The sequence below is a fragment of the Paraburkholderia aromaticivorans genome, assembly GCF_002278075.1.
Lineage (GTDB): Bacteria > Pseudomonadota > Gammaproteobacteria > Burkholderiales > Burkholderiaceae > Paraburkholderia > Paraburkholderia aromaticivorans.
Map to the genome: position 1 here is coordinate 2,543,128 of NZ_CP022989.1, position 18,277 is coordinate 2,561,404.

The window sequence follows — 18,277 nt, forward strand, 5'->3', positions numbered from 1 at the left end:
AGATGCCGGCGCCCGACCCATGTGACCTGACGATAGACAGCCGGATCCGGCATGCGGTACGCGATGTGCGAAGAATAAAATTCGCAACCCTCGCGTAAACCCCGGTGTGCCGCGTACACTAAAGTGCCGATGTCGGGTTAGGGGGCGCACAAATGACTTGCGAAGCGACATCAGAACACAAGACGGGAGCCGCGCCTGAAGGGATTCGCTACGCCGCGAATCTGGTTGAAGGAGTGCGGGCCTCGGAGCGCACGGTGTTGCGTTTGATTACGCGCAATACGCCGCTGCCGGAATTGCTTGACGAAGTATGCCGCCGCGCGGAAACGCTGCTGGGAGAAGGTGCGTCCTGCTCGATCATGCTGCTGGACGCCGACGGCGTGCACGCCAGAGTGGGGGGCGCACCTTCGCTGCCCAAGCACTTCTGCGCGGCGATCGACGGGGTGGCGATCGGCCCGCAGGTGGGCTCATGCGGCACCGCCATGTTCGATCGGCGGCTGGTTGCGGTCGAAGATATCGAAACCGATCCGCTGTGGGCCGACTACCGGCACCTCGCGTTACCGATCGGTCTGCGAGCCTGCTGGTCGGTGCATTTTGAAAACGATTCCGGCGCGGTGCTCGGCGCGTTCGCGGTGTACTACCGCACGTCGCGCCGTCCGAGCGCCGAAGAGGAAGCGATGCTGCGCGACATCGGCCGCAGCGTCGGTCTCGCCGTGCATCAGGACACCATGGCGCAGCGGCTCGCACACAGTGAGGAGCATCACCGCCTCGTTGTCGACCATCTGATCGAAGGGATCGTCGTGCAGTCGCGCGCGGGCGTGGTGTTGGCCTGCAATCCGAGCGCGCAGCGCATTTTGCGCGCCACCCCGCAGATCGTCGGCCGCAGCATCCAGACGGTGATGGTGCGCGCCTATCACGAGGACGGCTCGCTCGTCACCGACGCCGCGCGCCCGACCGCTCAGGTGCTGGCAACGGGCAAGCCCGTGCTGGGCGTCACGATCGGCGTGGAGCTGATCGGCGGCGACATCGTCTGGATCACCGAGAATGTCGTGCCGATCATCAAGCCGGGCGAGACCGAGCCGAGTTCGGTGCTGATCTCGTTCACCGACATCGGCCCCGTGCGCGAAGCGCAACGGCAACTCAAGTTCCTCGCTACCCGTGATTCGCTCACCGGCCTCTACAACCGCGCCTATCTCACGGAGCGGCTGCGCGATCTGTTCTCGCTCGATACCTCCTCCGGCGTGGGCGAGCTGGCGAGCGTCGCGGTGCTGTTCGTCGACCTGGACGGCTTCAAGAAGGTCAACGACACCGCCGGTCACGAAGCCGGCGACTCCCTGCTATGCAGCGTGGCCGGGCGGCTTTCGGCGTGCATCTCGCCCGAGGACACGCTCGCGCGGGTGGGCGGCGACGAATTCGTGATCGTGGTCAGCGCCTATGAAAACACCGCGCAGCTGATCGGCCTCGCGCGGCGCATTCTCGACATGATCGCGGAGCCGTTCGCGGTGGCGGACAACGAGTACTACCTGGGCGCGTCGATCGGCATCAGCCGCTTTCCCGAGGACGGCCAGGACGTGGCCACGCTGATGCGCAACGCTGATTCGGCGATGTATCACGCCAAGCAGCGCGGCCGCAACAACTTCCAGTTCTTCACCGCCGAGCTGAATCAACAGCTGCAACGGCGCTTCACGATCGAGCAATCGCTGCGGCGCGCGCTCGCCTCCAATGAATTGAGCCTCGTGTACCAGCCGATCGTCGACAGCCGCGATGGCCGCACGATCGGCGCGGAGGCGCTGCTGCGCTGGTACAACAGCGAACTGGGCAACGTGTCGCCGGGGGAATTCATCCCCGTGGCCGAAGATGCGGGCCTGATCGGCGAAATCGGCAACTTCGTGCTGTCGCGAGCCTGCGAGCAGGTGGCGCAGTGGCGGCGCACGCTGGCGCCGGAGTTGATCGTCGCGGTGAATCTGTCGCCGCGGCAGTTCAACGACGGCCTGGTGGAGCGCATCCAGCGCTGCCTGATGCAATCCGGGCTCGAACCGGCGGCGCTGGAACTGGAGATCACCGAACGGCTGCTGATGAGCGACAGCGAAACCGTCCTGCCCATGCTGAGCGAGCTGAACGCCATGGGCGTGCGTATTTCCGTCGACGATTTCGGCACCGGTTATTCGTCGCTGTCGTATCTGAAGCGCTTTCCGCTGCATAACCTGAAGATCGACCGCTCGTTCGTGGCCGGCTTGCCGGATCATCGCGATTCGATTGCGATCACTCAGGCGGTGGTGGCGATGGCGCACTCGCTCGGCATGAACGTCACCGCTGAAGGGGTGGAGACCGCCGAACAGGCGGCGTTTCTGCGTGCGATCGATTGCGACAAGCAGCAGGGCTATTTTTACAGCCGCCCGGTCGGGGCCAGTGCGTATGCCCGCAGTTTGTGGAATACCCAGGTTGGCATGGTCGACGCCTCCTGAGCGCGCCACCGGTCCCGCGCGCAGGCCCGGAAGCCTTGCCGGGCTTGCGAATGCGGGATTTCGCCCGGCGCGGCCGCGAGCGGCCTGACCCGATTGTTCGGTTTGACAAACAAGTGCCTTCGCGTTAGCGCTATTTATCCGCGACGGCCGCCTCCCTACAATCCTCCCATCGAAACGTGAATAGAGCGCGGTGCCGAAGCGGTGCTGCGCGACGGGAGTTGTCATGCCAGCTTTGATCAGGAACCAGCTTTACCGGCCCTCCGTGTTGTTGCCGATGGTCGCCCTCATGCAGGTGATGGTGTCGCAGGATTTCAATTTGGGCCAGGTCGGTTGGGTCGTGGCGTCCCGCGGCGCGCAAGCCGCGTTGCAACGCTCGCGCGAATTGATCTGCGCCGTGCATTGCCACGACTGAACCTCACGCGCGGCGACAGGCGACCCGCGAGGGCGATCGGCGCCTGATCGGCAATTGGCAATGCAGCATGGTGATTCGGGACGCTGGGCGTAAGATGCTACGACGTGCACCCCAGCCTCCGGAGAGTTGCCATGCCACAGCGCTTCGATGCAGTCGTAATCGGTACGGGACAAGGCGGCGCGCCGCTTGCGGTGCGTCTTGGTCAAAGCGGCCGCAAAACCGCGGTCATCGAGCGCGCGGCCTTTGGCGGCACCTGCGTGAACGTCGGCTGCACACCCACCAAATCGTATGTGGCCAGCGCTCGCGCGGCGCATGTCGCGCGTCATTGCGCGGAACTCGGCGTGCAGGTGAGCGGCGCAATCAGCGTCGATCTGACCGCGGTCAAGGTGCGTAAGGACAGGATCATCGGGCAGTCGCGCGACGGCGTCGAGAAATGGCTGCGCGGCACGAAGAACGTGAGCGTGTTCAACGGCCACGCGCGCTTCACGGGGCCTCATGCGCTCTCTATCAGCGGGCCGGACGGCACGTTGCTCGACGAGATCAGCGCCGACGAAATCTTCATCAATACCGGCACGCGCGCCGTCGTGCCGCCGCTGCATGGTCTCGAGCGGATTCCGTACTACACCAATTCCAGCCTGCTCGAACTGACGGAATTGCCGGGTCATCTCGTGATCGTCGGTGCGAGTTATATCGCGCTCGAATTCGCGCAGATCTTTCGCCGCTTCGGCAGCCGCGTGACCGTGCTGGTGCGCGGCGAACGCGTGCTCACCCGCGAGGACGCCGACTTCGCCGACTCCGTGCAGAAGGTGCTGGCGCGCGAAGGGGTGGAATTTCGCTTCGGCGTGCAGCCGTCGCGGGTCGAACCGCATCCGCATCATCCGGACGAATTGTGTATCGGCTTCGAGCAGAACATTCCCGCGCTGGAAGCGTCGCACTTGCTGTTCGCGACCGGCCGTGAGCCGAACACCGACGACCTCGGTCTCGCGGCCGCCGGCATCGCCACGGACAAGCACGGCACGATCCCGGTGGACGGCCAGTTGCGCACCAACGTGCCGGGCGTCTGGGCGATCGGCGACGTCAACGGGCGCGGCGCTTTTACCCACACCTCTTACGACGACTTCCAGATCGTCGCGGCCAATCTGCTCGACGGCGGCGCGCGTAGTGTGGACACGCGGATCATGGCGTATGCGGTGTTCGTCGATCCGCCGCTTGCGCGCGTCGGCGCCTCGGAGGCCGAGGTGCGCAAAGCGGGCCGCGATGCGCTGATCGCCACCATGCCGATGACGCGCGTGGGCCGCGCGCGCGAACGCGGCGAGACCGACGGCTTCATGAAGGTGATGGTGGACAAACAGAGCAAGCGGATTCTCGGAGCGGCGATTCACGGCATTGAAGGCGATGAGGCAATTCATACGTTCATCGACATCATGACGGCGGGCGCGCCGTATCCGACCTTGCAGTACGCCATGCATATTCATCCGACCATCAGCGAACTGGTGCCCACCTTGCTCGACGGCCTCAAGCCCATGAATTAAACGACGCGGCCCAGCGGAGGAAGCACGATGAAGCGCGCGTTCAGAAGCGGCAATCTATTCGAGCCCGGCGCATCGGTGGGCGGCGACGAGCGGATCGACACCCTGGTGGAGCAGGGCGGCGTGAGCATCGAGCGGATCGTCTCGATGGGGCACGCCAGCGCGCCGGGCTTCTGGTACGACAGTCCTCGCGCCGAGTGGGTCGTGCTGCTGAGCGGGGCGGCCGCGCTCGAATTCGAAGGCGAGGCCGCGCCGCACCCGATGAAGCCCGGCGACCACGTGCTGATCGAAGCGCATTGCCGGCATCGGGTAGCATGGACGAGCGACAGGGAGCCGAGCGTGTGGCTCGCCGTCTATTACCCGGACGACGCCTCCCGCTGACCCATCGCACGCCGGCCGTTTTCGGTCGGATCGACAAATCGTCACGGCTTCGCGGATAATCGGCAGCGGCGCGGGCGAGCCTTGCGCGCAACCGTATTCATCATCATCAGGGAACCCAAGCGATGGGCAAAGGACGTGTCGAAGCCTTCAGCGATGGCGTGATCGCCATCATCATCACCATCATGGTGCTCGAGTTGAAGGTGCCGGAAGGCTTCGACCTCGCGGCGCTGCGTCCGGTGCTTCCGGTGTTCTGCGCGTACGTGCTGAGCTTTATTTACGTGGGCATCTACTGGAACAATCATCATCACATGTTCCATGCGGTGCAGAAGGTCAACGGCGCGGTGCTATGGGCCAACCTCCATCTGCTGTTCTGGCTGTCGCTGCTGCCGGCCGTGACGCATTGGGTCGGCGAAAACCATCTGGCGTCCTGGCCGACCGCCATGTACGGCGTGGTGCTGTTCATGTCGGCGATCGCGTATTTCATCCTGATGCGCGTGCTGATCCGCGAGCACGGCAAGGACTCGACCCTCGCCCGAGCCGTCGGCAACGACTTCAAAGGCAAGGTCTCGGTCGTGATCTATCTGGCGGGTATCGCGCTGGCGTTTGTCGTGCCGTGGGGTTCGGCCGCGCTCTATACGCTCGCCGCCGCGTGGTGGCTGGTGCCGGACCGGCGCATCGAGCACGTGCTGGAAGCCTGAGCGGCCCGCTTGCGTTCAAGCGCGTGCGGGCGTGACTTTCGGGCCATGAGTGCCTCGCTCAAAGCGCGAGTCGAATCGAAACGGCGCGAGGCAATCACACCCACTTCGACCCGTCTGCGGGAGCGCGGTCCGCGAGCGATGCCAGGGTCGCGAGGCCGGGCGCCGGGCGGCCCCGCGCATCAGGTGAGCGCGCTGCTGGCCGCGGCCGCGCGGCCGCGCAGCCAGTTGATGCTCGCGAAGAGCAGCACGGCGAATACGATCAGCATGGTCGCCACGGCAAGGATCGACGGGTCGATCGAGTCACGAATACCGCTCCACATCCGCCGCGGCACGGTGGTTTGATCCGGGCCGCCAATGAACAGAATGACGATCACTTCATCGAACGAGGTCGCAAAGGCGAACACGCTGCCGGTCGCGACCGCCGGCATGATGAGCGGCAGCGTGACGCGCCGGAACGTGACCCAGGGCGTCGCGCCCAGCCCGGAAGCGGCGCGCAACAGACTCTGATCGAACGACAGCAGCGAGGCCGTCACGGTGATCACCACGAATGGCGTGCCGAGCGCCGCGTGCGCGAGCACCACGCCGGGATACGAGTTCACAAGGCCAAGCGGCGCGAAGATCAGATAGAAGCCCGCCGCGACCACGACGATCGGCACGATCATCGGCGAAATGATGATCGGCATGATCAGCGAGCGCAGCGGAAACTGCGCGCGAGAAAGGCCCAGCGCGGCAAGCGTGCCGAGACAGGTGGCGATCAAGGTGGACGCCGCGCCGATGCCGATGCTGTTCAGCAGCGAGCGTTGCCAGTCCGCGCTCGTGAGCGCCTGCTCATACCAGCGAAACGAAAAGCCCTGCATCGGGTACGAGAAGTACGAGCCCGAATTGAACGAAAGCGGGATGATGGCGAGAATCGGTGCGATCAGAAAGAACAGCACGAGCGCGCTATGCAGCCGCACCCAGCGCGTGGCGATGCGCTCCGTCAGCACCTTGTTGCGTTTGTCTTGCATGTCGTTCCTTCGTCGTGTGCGCGTGTGCGACCGCGCTTAACCAAAGCGCAAGCGGTCGATACCGACGATGCGGTTGAACAGGAAATAGAAGATCGCCGTGAAAATCACCAGATAGGCCGAGAGTGCGCCGGCGAGTCCCCAGTTGAGCTGCGTGTTGGTCTGGATCGCGATGAGCTGGCTGATCATCTCGTCGCCTGCGCCGCCGAGCAGCGCGGGCGTGATGTAGTAGCCGAGCGCGAGCACGAACACGAGGAAGCAGCCGGCGCCCACGCCCGGCAGCGTCTGCGGTATGTAGACGCGCACGAACGCGGTGAACGGATGCGCGCCGAGCGATTGCGCGGCCCGCACATAGACGGGCGACACGCTTTTCATCACCGAGTAGATCGCCAGAATCATGTAGGGCAGCAGCACGTGCGTCATGCCGATGAGCACGCCGGTTCGGTTGAAGATGAGCGGCAGCGGATGCGTGGCGAGACCCAGACCCGTCAGCAGGCTGTTGATGACGCCGCCTGGTTGCAGCAGCACGTACCACGCGGTCGTGCGTACGAGCAGCGAGGTCCAGAACGGCACGATCACGAAGAGCATCAGGCGGTTGCTGCTTTTCGCGGGCAGGTTCGCGAGCAGCCACGCCACCGGATAGCCGAGCACGAGGCACAGCAGCGTGACCGTGGCGCTGATCGAGATCGTGCGCACGAACGCTTGCCGGTAGATCGAGGCGTTATCCGGCACGAACGCGACCGAGCCTTGCGGCGTGACTTGCGCATCGACGGCGGCGAGCAGATAGTCCGGCGTCGGCGAGGCGGCGGCGCGCTTGAGCAGACGCCAGGTCTCTGGCGAATTCCAGCGTTCGTCGAGTTCGACCAGCGCCGGTTTCCACGCGGGCGGCGCATCCGCGGGAAGCTGGCGCGCGGTGCGCATCAACAGGCTGCGGAATTCAGCCTGCTCGAAGTTCAGCCGCCGCGCGACAGTGCCGAGTTGTCCGCTCTGCTGCGCTTTCTTGAGGCCCAAAGCGAGCAGGGCGAAGGTGTGTTCGTCCGGCACGCCGCGGCCGTCCCACGCGTCGAGCGCGCGGCTCAGCGCGGGCATGCTGCTCGACATTTCGTGGTTCTGCACGCTGCGCGCGAGCAGCAGCGCGATCGGTGCGATGAACGTCGACACGAGGAACACGATGAGCGGCAGCGCGAGCAGCAGCGCCCGCACCGACGCGCGGCGACGCGCCTTCTGAAATGACGCGCCGCCATCGGCTCTCGTCGGAGAGCCCAGGGCTTTGGCGCGGGCCGGGGCGGGCATGCTGGTAGTCAAGTTGGGCTCTCGTCGGACGATGGGATTACTGCGTCAGCCAGACCTGGAAGCGCTTGTTGATCTGGTCCGCGTTGTCGGCCCAGAAGCTTGCGTTGATCTGCAGCGCGCGCTTGAAGTTCTGCGGTGAAGTCGGCAGATCGGCGAGGCGCTGCTTGTCGACGAGCGCGATCGCGTCCTTGCGCGGCGGCGCATAGGCGATGTACTTCGAGAGGTCCGCATACGCCTTCGGCTGCGACGCGGAGACGATGAATTTCGCGGCGGCGTCGGCATGCTTGGCGCCCGTCGGCACGCCCCACCAGTCGAAGTCGTAGACCTGCGCGTCCCAGACGGCCTTGAACGGCTTGTTGTCCTTCTTCGCCGCGTCGTCGATACGGCCGTTGTAGGCCTGCGTCATCACCACCGCGCCGTCCGCGAGCAATTGCGGCGCCTGCGCACCCGACTCCCACCACACGATGCTCTTCTTGATCGTGTCGAGTTTCTTGAACGCGCGATCCACGCCCGCGGGCGTGCCGAGCACCTTGTAGACATCCTTGGGATCGACGCCGTCGGCGATCAGCGCCCATTCCATCGACACCTTCGGCGACTTGCGCAGGCCGCGCTTGCCGGGGAATTTCTGCAGGTCGAAGAAGTCGTTGACGGTGGTCGGCGCGGTCTTCAGCTTGCTCGCGTCGTACGCGTACACCGTGGACCAGACCATGCTGGCGACCGCGCAATCGCTGATCGAGCCGGGAATGAAGTCGCTCGTCTTGCCGAGCGACTTCTTGTCGAACTTCTGCAGCAGGCCTTCGTCGCAGGCGGTGATCGCGTCGTTCGTTTCGAGGTCGATCAGGTCCCACGTGGTGTTCTTCGCCTGCTCCATCGCGGAGAGCTTGGCGAGGCCGCCGTCGTACGATTCAGTCGAAAAGCCGATGCCGGTGGCCTGCGTGAACGGTTCGAAATAGGCCTTCTTCGCGGCCGCTTCGTACGCGCCCCCGAAGGTCACGACGGAGAGCGTCTCCGCGGCCTGGGTGGTCACAGTGGCGAAGGCGAGTGCGGCGAGTGCGGCGCATTGTGCTTTGATGAGGGTGCGCATATCAGTTGGCTCCTGCGGCTGCTGTTGTGATGATGGAAGGTGACGGCGGTGTGGATACGTGGAGCGCGGGCGCGCTGCGGGGCGCGCTTGCCGCGAGAATCTTGCAGTCGTCGTGGCGCCACGCAATGTCGATTTCGTTGCCCGGCGAAGGCAGCGCGTGGCGCTGCGTGTTGGGCACTTTCACGACGAGGGAATCGCGCGAACCGAGCTTCAGGTGGACGCGATGGTGATCGCCGCAATACACCAGTTCCTCGACGCGCGCGCGCACCACGTTGCTGTGCTCGTCGATGTGTGTGCCTTCCGCGCTCGGGATGTGCGCGCGTTCAGGGCGCAGTGCGAGCATCGCTTCGTCGCCCGCGCGCAGGCCGGGTTCGCAACGGCCGCGAATGACGCTGCCGTCCGACAGCGCAAGCGTTGCCCAACCGTCGCCCACGTTGACGACGCGCCCGTTCAGCCCGTTGTTCTCACCCACGAAGTTGGCGACGAAGGCGTTTTGCGCGTTCTCATAGAGTTCGCTCGGCGTCGCGGCTTGCTGGATGCGTCCGTCGGAGAATACGGCGACGCGATCGGACATGGTCAGCGCTTCGGCCTGATCGTGCGTCACATAGACGATCGTGAGCGACAGCTCGCGATGCAGGCGCATGATTTCGTACTGCATGGTTTCGCGCAGGCGCTTGTCGAGCGCGCCGAGCGGCTCGTCCATCAGCACGACGCTCGGCTCGAACACGAGCGCGCGGGCGAGCGCCACGCGCTGCTGCTGTCCGCCCGAGAGCTGCACGGGGCGCCGGTTCGCCAGATGCGGCAACTCGATCATTTCGAGCGCGCGCTTCACGCGTGTCTTCTGCTCGGCGCGGCTGACGTGCCGCACGGAAAGCGGAAACGCGACGTTCTCCGCAATCGTCAGATGGGGAAAGAGCGCGTAGTTCTGAAACACCATGCCGATGTCGCGTTGATGCGGCGGCTTGTCGTCGAGCCGGCGGCCATCCAGGCGGATCTCGCCGTGCGTGGGCGATTCGAATCCCGCCAGCATCATCAGCGTGGTCGTCTTGCCCGAGCCGGACGGGCCGAGCAGCGACAGGAATTCTCCCTTGCGCACGTCGAGGTTCAAATCGTCGACGACATTTTGCGTGCCGTCATACGTTTTGCTCACGCCCGAGAACGAAATGAAGGAAGGGTTTGACATCGTGATTGCGTCCTGTCGGTCAAGCGGGTTCAAGGCGCGCCGAGCGTCGCCGCGGCGACTTTGCTCGCAAGGTAGCGCGCGAAATCGTAGTTCGGGCGTTCGAGATGGCTCAGGTGGCCGGGTCTCGCGAGCGGTGCGTGCACACCGCGAAAGACCGCTTCCACGCCGCGTTTGTCTTCGGCATTCACTTCGTCGAGCAGCTTTTTCAAGGTCGTCATGTGCGCGTTGGCCGCGGGATCCGCAATGAACTCCGGCGCGAGCCCGCCGCCGAAGCGGATATGCACGCGCCCCACGCCTTGCGGCTGCAACACGAGATACCAGAAGTAGCCGGGCGTGAGCGTGACGAGGTGCGTCGGGTAGATCGCGAGCAGCGCAGTGGTCTTGCGCCAGTGCCCAGTGAGACGCGTGTTGTCCGGATGCGCATTGCCGATGGGCAAGCTCGCTTCCTTGGTGATCCAGTGATAGTTGAAGGCGGGGTGGCCCGGCGGGCATTCCATTTCATCGAGCCGCGAATGCGGTCCCACCGTCGCGCGATGCAGCATCGGCAGGTGATAGCTCTCCATGAAGTTTTCCGCGAGGATCTTCCAGTTCGTGTCCCACACGTGCTCTTCATAGAAGGTTTCAATGTAGTCCGACATGCCGTACGCGCCGACGAGTTCGTCCAGTTTGGCGAGCTGCAGGTGAACGGGCGGCGCGCTTTCGTCGAGTGTCACGTAGAGCCAGCCTTGCCATTCTTCGCAACGCACGGCGGGCAGCTTGTAGGCCTCCTTGCAGAAGCCCTCTTGCCGGTCCATGAGCGGCGCGCCTTGCAGCGCGCCGTCCAGCGAATAGTTCCATGCGTGATACGGGCAGACGATGCGACGCACGTTGCCGCGTCCTTCGAGCAGCACCGACATGCGATGCAGGCACACATTCGACATCGCCTTGAGCCGCATCTGGTCGTCGCGCAGAATGACGATGGGTTGCACGCCGATACGCGTGCTCAGGTAGTCGCCGGGCGCTTTGAGCACACTCGCGCGGCCAACGCATTGCCATTCGCGCTGAAAGATCGTGCACTCTTCCAGCGCGAGGAAATCAGCCGACGTATAGACACCGGGCGGCATCGCATGCGCGTCGCTGAATGGCCGTTCGCAACCTGCCTGCAGTTGGTCGACAAGCGCTTGCACTTCAATCGTCGCTGCAGGGTTGGCCACGGTATCCTCCTGGATTCATCACGGGACGAGCGCGCCGGCACGAGGCTCGATGGCGTAGCGCTCAACATGGGCATCAATCTATCAAGCCAAATTGCAAGCCAAAATATTGTTTTTAGATACAAAGCAAAGTTTTTACCTATGCAGCGAGTACCGGCTCGAACCGGGCAAGCGCGCTGCGCCGCTCAATCGTCGAGGTGCAGCCGCCGGATATACGTCTCGCAGAACGACGCGAAGCGATGCACGACCTGGCGCGGTTTCATCGTGCGTGATTGGGCAATGCCGAGCATTGTCGCGTTGACGTTGTCTTTGAAGCGTTTAATGACGAACTCTTCCCCATCCACGGTGCGAGTCGATTTGAGCGGGAAGTTGAGCAGGCTATAGCCGAGACCGTTGGCCACCATGCCGCGCACGACCTCCGGCTGCGATGAACGGAACGCGGGCACGGGACGGTTGCCCACCGCATCGAAGAGCGCGGCGAAATATTCGCGGCTGTGCGGGAGATCGAGCATCACATACGGCTCGGGCAGCAAGTCGGCGAGCGATACCTTGCGAGCGCGTGCGAGGCGATGCGTCCTCGGCAGGATCGCATATGGCGGCAGCGACAGCAGCGGCGTGAAGGCGATATCCTCAGTCAAGTCGAGGCTATAGGTGAGGGCGATATCGAGTGAACCGTCGTGCAGGCCGCGCAGGAGACCATCCTGATGCGCTTCGACCGTGCGAAACGAGATGCCCGTGTGCTCGCTCGTGAAGCGGCTGATCAGCCTCGGCATGAGCGGCGGCGCGAGCGAGACGAGGCAGCCGAGCGTGATGGCGCCCGTCATGCCGCCGTCCATTTCCTTGGCGGCCATCTGCAGTTCTTCCGCGATCTTCAGCAGATTGCGCGCTTGCCCAAGCAGATCGCGTCCCGCCTGCGTGAGCGAGAGCCCGCTCGCGTGATGCCGTATGAAGAGTTGCACGCCGAACGACACTTCGAGGTCCGCGAGCGCGGTCGAGATCGACGGCTGCGAGATGTGCAGACGCCTGGCGGCGGCGGTGAAGGACAGCGCTTCCGCAGTGACCACGAAATAACGCAACTGGCGCAACGAATAGCGCAAGGCGTGACTCTCCATCGACGACGCTCCATGTTCAGGGTCTCCAATGAAGAGGATTGTGAGGCGGTCAAAAAGGCATGCATAGGAAAATCCAATGCTATGCATTTTTTAAATATATTTTTCAGATTCGGTATGGACGCGTAGATTTTCACGAGCACGAACGGCCCACGGCGGTACGCGCCATCGGAAAACACGATTGGATCCGCCACGGTTGCGAGCGTTCGAAGGCCGCGAGGCCGCAACCGATTCGAAACATTCCGCCTTTCAGAAGGACACAGCCATGACAGTGGAAACAACGTCAATCGACACGCTGGTGGTCGGCGCCGGTCAGGCCGGCGTCGCCATGAGCGAACACCTGAGCAGGCTCGGCGTGCCGCACCTCGTCCTGGAGCGCGATCGTATCGCCGAGCGCTGGCGCACGGGACGTTGGGATTCGCTGGTTGCCAACGGCCCCGCATGGCACGATCGTTTCCCCAACCTCGAGTTTGCCGATGTCGACCCTGACGGTTTCGCGCCGAAAGAGCAGGTCGCGGATTATTTCGTCGCCTATGCGAAGAAGTTCGATGCACCGATCCGCACCGGCGTGGAAGTCAGGAGCGTCGTGCGCAATGCAGGGCGGCCGGGCTTCACCGTCGAAACGTCGAAGGGCACGATCGAGGCCAATCGCGTGGTCGTCGCGACCGGACCGTTCCAGCGCCCCGTGATTCCGCCGATCGCGCCGCGAGATTCGAGTCTCACGCAGATTCATTCCGCCGAGTATCGCAATCCCGACCAATTGCCCGATGGCGGCGTGCTGGTGGTGGGTGCCGGATCGTCGGGCGTGCAGATCGCCGACGAACTGCAGCGTGCGGGCAGGCGCGTCTATCTGTCGGTCGGGGCGCACGATCGTCCGCCGCGCGCCTATCGCGGCCGCGACTTCTGCTGGTGGCTGGGCGTGCTCGGCGAATGGGACGCGGAGGTCATGAAGCCCGGCAGGGAACACGTCACCATTGCGGTGAGCGGCGCGCGCGGCGGCCATACGGTGGACTTCCGGCGACTCGCGCATCAGGGCATCACGCTCGTCGGACTGACGAAGTCGTTCGAGAACGGCGTGGCGATCTTCGAAACGGATCTCGCGGAGAACATCGCGCGCGGCGACGAGAACTATCTGTCGCTGCTCGACGCGGCCGACGCCTATGCCGCCCGCAACGGCCTCAATCTTCCCGACGAGCCTGAAGCCCGCATCATTCCCGAGGATCCGGAATGCGTGACCCATCCGCTGCACGATCTCGATCTGGCGAAAGCCGGCGTGACGTCGATTGTCTGGGCAACCGGCTATGCACTCGACTTCAACTGGTTGAACGTCGATGCTTTCGATGAAAAGGGCAAGCCGAAACATCAGCGCGGCGTCTCGAAGGAACCGGGCATCTATTTTCTCGGTTTGCCGTGGCTGTCGCGCCGTGGTTCCGCGTTCATCTGGGGCGTATGGCACGACGCGAAGCATATCGCCGATCATATCGTTACGCAGCGCAAGTATCTCGCTTACTACGACGGCCCGCAGCGCGATGCACAAAGCCCCGGCGAGGGCGGCGCCGAAAACCCATCCGCCGATTCACGCGTTCGCAAACTCAGCGTGATGGGCGTGAATTGATCTGTACGCGTCTTTAATCCGCGATCCCTTTCTCCCCAGTATTGAGGTGCATTGATGAGCCAACCCACGCACACCCGTATCCGCATGTTCAACACGAAGGATACCTATCCGAACCAGACGCTCGATAACGACCTTTGTCAGGCCGTGCGCGCCGGCAACACCGTCTATGTGCGCGGCCAGGTGGGCACGGACTTCGACGGGCGCCTGATCGGCCTCGGCGATCCGCGTGCTCAGGCCGAACAGGCGATGAAAAACGTCAAGCAACTGCTCGCGGAGGCGGGCAGCGACTTGTCGCATATCGTCAAGACGACGACGTTCCTGACCGACATCCGCTACCGCGAGCCGGTCTATCAGGAAGTCGGAAAGTGGCTGAAGGGCGTGTTTCCCATTTCTACCGGCCTCGTGGTGGTCGCACTGGGTCAGCCGCAGTGGTTGATGGAGATCGATGTGGTGGCGGTCATTCCCGATGGATGGACGCCGCCGTCGGCCTAAGGAGCGGGACATGACATTTTCTATCGTCGGACGGTGTGCTGAATCCGGACAGCTTGGCATCGCGATCAGTTCGTCCAGCATCGCGGTGGGCGCTCGATGCCCCTGGGTGCGCGCGGGCGTGGGCGCGGTCGCGACTCAGAACGTCACGCTGCCGGCTCTCGGCCCGCGGGTTCTCGATCTTCTGGAGAACGGATCATTGGATCCGGCCGCGGCATTGGAACGCGCGCTCGGCGGGAGCGAATGGAGCGAGTACAGGCAGGTGACGGTGGTGGACAGCCAGGGCCGTACGGCCTTTTTCAGCGGCAAGCAAGCGCTGGGCACGTATCACGCTGTCGCCGGCAAGCAATGCGTGGCGGCGGGCAATATGCTCGCCGGCGTCGAAGTGATCGAGGCGATGGTTCCGGCGTTCGAGCAGGCATCCGGCACACTCGCCGAGCGCCTGCTCGCGGCCATGCATGCCGCGATGGCAGCCGGCGGCGAAGCGGGGCCCGTGCATTCGGCGGCGCTCAAGACCGTGGGCGAGCAGAGCTGGCCGATCGTGGATTTGCGGGTCGACTGGGCGGACGACGATCCCATCGGTCAGCTCGACAGCCTGTGGCAGGCGTATCGGCCGCAGATGCAGGACTACATTACGCGGGCGTTGAATCCGACGGCCGCCCCCAGCTACGGGGTGCCGGGCAATGAATGACCGATCCAGCCGCGCGCTGCTCGAACGGCTGATCAGCTTCGCCACGGTCAGCCGCGACTCCAATCTGGAGATGATCGAATTCATTCGGGATTACCTCGGGGAACTCGGCGTCGAGAGCGAGCTGTTCTATAACGCCGAGCGCACCAAGGCGAATCTGTTCGCCACCATCGGTCCGCGTGAGCGAGGCGGCGTCGTGCTGTCCGGCCACACCGACGTGGTGCCGGTGGACGGCCAGGCGTGGACCGTCGACGCATTCCGTCTTACCGAGCGGGATGGGCGGCTCTATGGCCGCGGCACGGCCGACATGAAGGGCTTCATCGCGTCGGTGCTGGCGGCGGTGCCCATGTTTGTCGAGCGCGAGCTGACGCTGCCGGTGCACCTCGCGTTTTCGTACGACGAGGAAGTGGGCTGCCTCGGCGTGCGGCCAATGCTGGCGGAGCTGGAGCGGCGCCCGCACAAGCCCGCGCTGTGTCTCATCGGCGAGCCCACCGAGCTCAAGCCGGTGCTGGGTCACAAGGGCAAGCTGGCCATGCGTTGTCACGTGAAAGGCGCGCCTTGCCATTCGGCTTACGCGCCTTATGGCGTCAATGCCATTCAATACGCGGCGCGGATGATAGGCCATCTGGAAGAGATCGGCGAGCAACTGGCGCAGCCCGAGCATCACGACGAGCGCTTCGATCCGCCGTTCTCGACCGTGCAGACCGGTGTGATCAAAGGTGGCCGTGCGCTGAACATCGTGCCGGCGGAATGCGAGTTCGACTTCGAAGTGCGCGCGCTGCCTGGCTTTAACGCCCACAAGGTAGCCGACCAGTTGCAGACCTACGCCGAAGCCGAGTTGCTGCCGAAGATGCGCGCCGTGAAGTCCGACACCGAGATTCGCCTTCAGCCGCTGTCCGCTTATCCGGGATTGGCCACTTCGCCCGATAGCGACGCGGCGCGTCTTCTCGCGCTGCTGAGCGGTTCCACCGAATTCGGCACGGTCGCGTTCGGCACCGAGGGCGGCCTTTTCGAACAGGCCGGCATTCCCACGGTAGTCTGCGGACCGGGCAGCATGGACCAGGGACATAAGCCTGACGAGTTTGTCACTGTCGAGCAATTGCGCGATTGCGATGCGATGCTGACTCGCCTCGCGGACTACCTCTCGACCACATCCTTTCAATAATATTTCACTTCCCGATTCGAACATCGACTCAATGATTTTTTTGGCTTTTGTTTTTGAAACATGTTAAAAAGCATTCCGTTATCGTATGTTGACATCATGGCTTCACGCAAAGCGGCAACACTGGTGTCGACGAATGACGCGTAGTAGCGGTTGAATCAATGCTTTTCAATTAAATATAAGAAATATCACGAGGCATCGAACGCTCGATTGAAGCGAACCCGAGTTCCGGGGCGCTGCGGGGAGCGGGCAGGCATCACGTCCGGTGATGCATGCGTTCGGTGCAGCAGCGGCCGTCGCGGATCGGATTTGCCGGCGTAAAGGCAAGTCGCATGGGCCTGATCCACGGTAGTACGGCCGCAAAGCGTCCGCAGGAGCGGACGCGGTATCGGTACGCATTTGCCTTGCGCAAGTGCATGCGAATACGCCATGCCCATCGAAAAACTCCTTGTTCCGCTACCCGCGGGCCTGAAAGTCTACGTTGAACGCCACGTATTCGATCCGGCCTTCGAGAGTGTCATTCTGATCAACGGCGCGTTAGCCACCACGGCGTCGTTTGGACAGACAATCAAATACCTCGGCGAGCGCTATAACCCGATTTGTTTCGATTTGCCCTATGCGGGACAATCGAAAGCGCATAACGAATGCGGCTTCATTCTCACCAAAGACGATGAAGTCGACATTCTGTTGCATCTGATCGGCCTATTCGAGCCGGGCTTCCTGTTGTCGGTTTCGTGGGGCGGCGTGGCGTCGTTGCTCGCGCTCTCGCGAGCGCGCACGAGCGTGCGCCGCGCCGTCATTGCGTCGTTCTCGCCGCTGCTCAACGAGCCCATGACGGCCTACGTAACCGCGGCGCGCGACTACATCGCGGCGGGCGAAAACCTGAAGGCCGCGCAGCTGCTCAACGACACCGTTGGCCGTCATCTGCCGCGGATCATGAAGCTCTACAACTACCGCTATCTGTCGACGCTGCCGCGCGACGAGCAGCACCAGGTGGCGTTTCATGTCGACCAGATTCTGGCGATTCGACCCGAGCAGTATCTGCACGAATTCCGCAATATCGACTGCGGGCTGAAGTTCATCAACGGCGAGCTCGATGATTACACCACGCCTGACGATGTCCGCTCGCTCAGCCTTCATCTGAAGCGCGCCGAGTTCGCGACCATCGAGCAGGCCGGCCATTTCCTCGATCTGGAAGGGCGCGCCGCGCTGCGTCAGGTGCGCGCGTCGATTCTCGATTACTTCGGCGCCGCGCCGGTTCAACAACCCGTGCGCGCGCTCGACTGCTTCGACGCGCTGAGCGGCCGCGCGTCACTCCCGCTCGCGCCCGAACCCGCCATCGCGAACATTGCCGCCCCGGCGCTGCAGGCCGCCGCCGATCACTCGTTCTAACAGGCCGAACTACCGTGAATATCGCTCAGAGCATTGCCATCGTCGCACCGTGGACACTGTGGCTGCTGTATTGGATCGCCACGTCGAACCGGGTCAAGGAGACCGCGCGCAAAGAGGCGTCCGTATCGCGCACCTTGCAGTCGATTCCGTTGATCGCCGGCGGCGCGTTGATCGTGCTGCCGGAATTCAATGCCGCGGCGTGGTCCTTCGACTCGCATTCGATCGGTGCGCTGCAATACGCCGGCTTTGCCGTGCTGCTTGCCGGCCTCGCGTTTTCCGTGTGGGCGCGCTTGCATCTGGGCACCAACTGGAGCGTGTCGGTCACGCTGAAGGAAGATCACGAACTGGTGCGCAGCGGCCCGTATGGGCTCGTACGGCATCCTATCTATACCGGCTGTCTGCTGGCGCTCGCAGGCGCGGTGCTGATCGGCATGCAATGGCGCGGCGCGCTCGGGCTGCTGCTGATTTTCGCTTCGCTCGCATACAAGGTGCGGATCGAAGAGAGCTGGCTGACCGGGCACTTCGGCCGGGCCTATTCGCAGTATCGCCGCGACGTGGCCGCGTTGATCCCGGGTCTCTTCTGAGC

At 63.7% G+C, this 18,277-nt stretch carries 17 protein-coding genes; 11 read left to right on the forward strand and 6 right to left on the reverse strand.

The window, feature by feature from the left end; all coding sequences use genetic code 11:
- Positions 1-152: 152 nt before the first annotated feature.
- The 5 genes from CJU94_RS11675 (at position 153) to CJU94_RS11695 (ending at position 5,482) form a co-directional block, all read left to right on the forward strand.
- On the forward strand, positions 153-2,462 hold the full coding sequence (locus CJU94_RS11675) for a putative bifunctional diguanylate cyclase/phosphodiesterase (RefSeq protein WP_095418817.1): 2,310 nt from the start codon (positions 153-155) through the stop codon (positions 2,460-2,462).
- A gap of 223 nt (positions 2,463-2,685) precedes the next feature.
- Positions 2,686-2,874 (forward strand): hypothetical protein, encoded by a 189-nt coding sequence (locus tag CJU94_RS11680; RefSeq protein ID WP_091792808.1) that lies wholly within the window; start codon positions 2,686-2,688, stop codon positions 2,872-2,874.
- Positions 2,875-3,005: 131 nt separating this feature from the next.
- Positions 3,006-4,406 carry an FAD-containing oxidoreductase gene (locus CJU94_RS11685; protein ID WP_095418818.1) on the forward strand — a complete coding sequence of 467 codons (1,401 nt, stop codon included), beginning with the start codon at positions 3,006-3,008 and terminating at the stop codon, positions 4,404-4,406.
- 27 nt (positions 4,407-4,433) lie between these two features.
- Positions 4,434-4,784, forward strand: coding sequence for a cupin domain-containing protein (locus CJU94_RS11690; RefSeq protein ID WP_095418819.1), 351 nt, complete (start codon positions 4,434-4,436; stop codon positions 4,782-4,784).
- A gap of 122 nt (positions 4,785-4,906) precedes the next feature.
- Positions 4,907-5,482 carry a TMEM175 family protein gene (locus tag CJU94_RS11695; RefSeq protein WP_095418820.1) on the forward strand — a complete coding sequence of 192 codons (576 nt, stop codon included), beginning with the start codon at positions 4,907-4,909 and terminating at the stop codon, positions 5,480-5,482.
- A 179-nt stretch (positions 5,483-5,661) separates the two neighbouring features.
- Here CJU94_RS11695 and CJU94_RS11700 read toward each other — a convergent pair whose 3' ends face one another.
- The 6 genes from CJU94_RS11700 to CJU94_RS11725 form a co-directional block, all read right to left on the reverse strand.
- Positions 5,662-6,489, reverse strand: a complete 828-nt coding sequence (locus tag CJU94_RS11700) for an ABC transporter permease (protein ID WP_095418821.1) — start codon at positions 6,487-6,489, stop codon at positions 5,662-5,664.
- Between the two features lie 36 nt (positions 6,490-6,525).
- Positions 6,526-7,779 carry an ABC transporter permease gene (locus CJU94_RS11705; protein WP_095418822.1) on the reverse strand — a complete coding sequence of 418 codons (1,254 nt, stop codon included), beginning with the start codon at positions 7,777-7,779 and terminating at the stop codon, positions 6,526-6,528.
- 37 nt (positions 7,780-7,816) lie between these two features.
- Positions 7,817-8,863: an ABC transporter substrate-binding protein gene (locus CJU94_RS11710; protein WP_095418823.1), complete on the reverse strand. Its 1,047-nt coding sequence runs from the start codon at positions 8,861-8,863 to the stop codon at positions 7,817-7,819.
- A gap of 1 nt (position 8,864) precedes the next feature.
- Positions 8,865-10,046, reverse strand: coding sequence for an ABC transporter ATP-binding protein (locus CJU94_RS11715; RefSeq protein ID WP_095418824.1), 1,182 nt, complete (start codon positions 10,044-10,046; stop codon positions 8,865-8,867).
- A gap of 29 nt (positions 10,047-10,075) precedes the next feature.
- A complete protein-coding gene (locus CJU94_RS11720) occupies positions 10,076-11,239 on the reverse strand; it encodes an SRPBCC family protein (protein ID WP_095418825.1) in 1,164 nt (387 codons plus the stop codon).
- 182 nt (positions 11,240-11,421) lie between these two features.
- Positions 11,422-12,348 carry a LysR family transcriptional regulator gene (locus tag CJU94_RS11725; protein ID WP_095418826.1) on the reverse strand — a complete coding sequence of 309 codons (927 nt, stop codon included), beginning with the start codon at positions 12,346-12,348 and terminating at the stop codon, positions 11,422-11,424.
- 262 nt (positions 12,349-12,610) lie between these two features.
- Here CJU94_RS11725 and CJU94_RS11730 point away from each other — a divergent pair, with 262 nt between their 5' ends.
- The 6 genes from CJU94_RS11730 (at position 12,611) to CJU94_RS11755 (ending at position 18,275) form a co-directional block, all read left to right on the forward strand.
- Positions 12,611-13,960 carry a flavin-containing monooxygenase gene (locus CJU94_RS11730; RefSeq protein WP_095420311.1) on the forward strand — a complete coding sequence of 450 codons (1,350 nt, stop codon included), beginning with the start codon at positions 12,611-12,613 and terminating at the stop codon, positions 13,958-13,960.
- A 54-nt stretch (positions 13,961-14,014) separates the two neighbouring features.
- A complete protein-coding gene (locus tag CJU94_RS11735) occupies positions 14,015-14,452 on the forward strand; it encodes a RidA family protein (protein ID WP_095418827.1) in 438 nt (145 codons plus the stop codon).
- A gap of 10 nt (positions 14,453-14,462) precedes the next feature.
- Positions 14,463-15,140 (forward strand): DUF1028 domain-containing protein, encoded by a 678-nt coding sequence (locus CJU94_RS11740; protein WP_095418828.1) that lies wholly within the window; start codon positions 14,463-14,465, stop codon positions 15,138-15,140.
- On the forward strand, positions 15,133-16,302 hold the full coding sequence (gene argE / locus CJU94_RS11745) for an acetylornithine deacetylase (RefSeq protein ID WP_095418829.1): 1,170 nt from the start codon (positions 15,133-15,135) through the stop codon (positions 16,300-16,302). The genes CJU94_RS11740 and argE overlap by 8 nt, the downstream gene beginning before the upstream one ends.
- A gap of 426 nt (positions 16,303-16,728) precedes the next feature.
- On the forward strand, positions 16,729-17,691 hold the full coding sequence (locus tag CJU94_RS11750) for an alpha/beta fold hydrolase (protein WP_095418830.1): 963 nt from the start codon (positions 16,729-16,731) through the stop codon (positions 17,689-17,691).
- Positions 17,692-17,705: 14 nt separating this feature from the next.
- Complete coding sequence (locus CJU94_RS11755; protein ID WP_095418831.1) at positions 17,706-18,275, forward strand: methyltransferase family protein; 570 nt, start codon at positions 17,706-17,708, stop codon at positions 18,273-18,275.
- Positions 18,276-18,277: the final 2 nt, after the last annotated feature.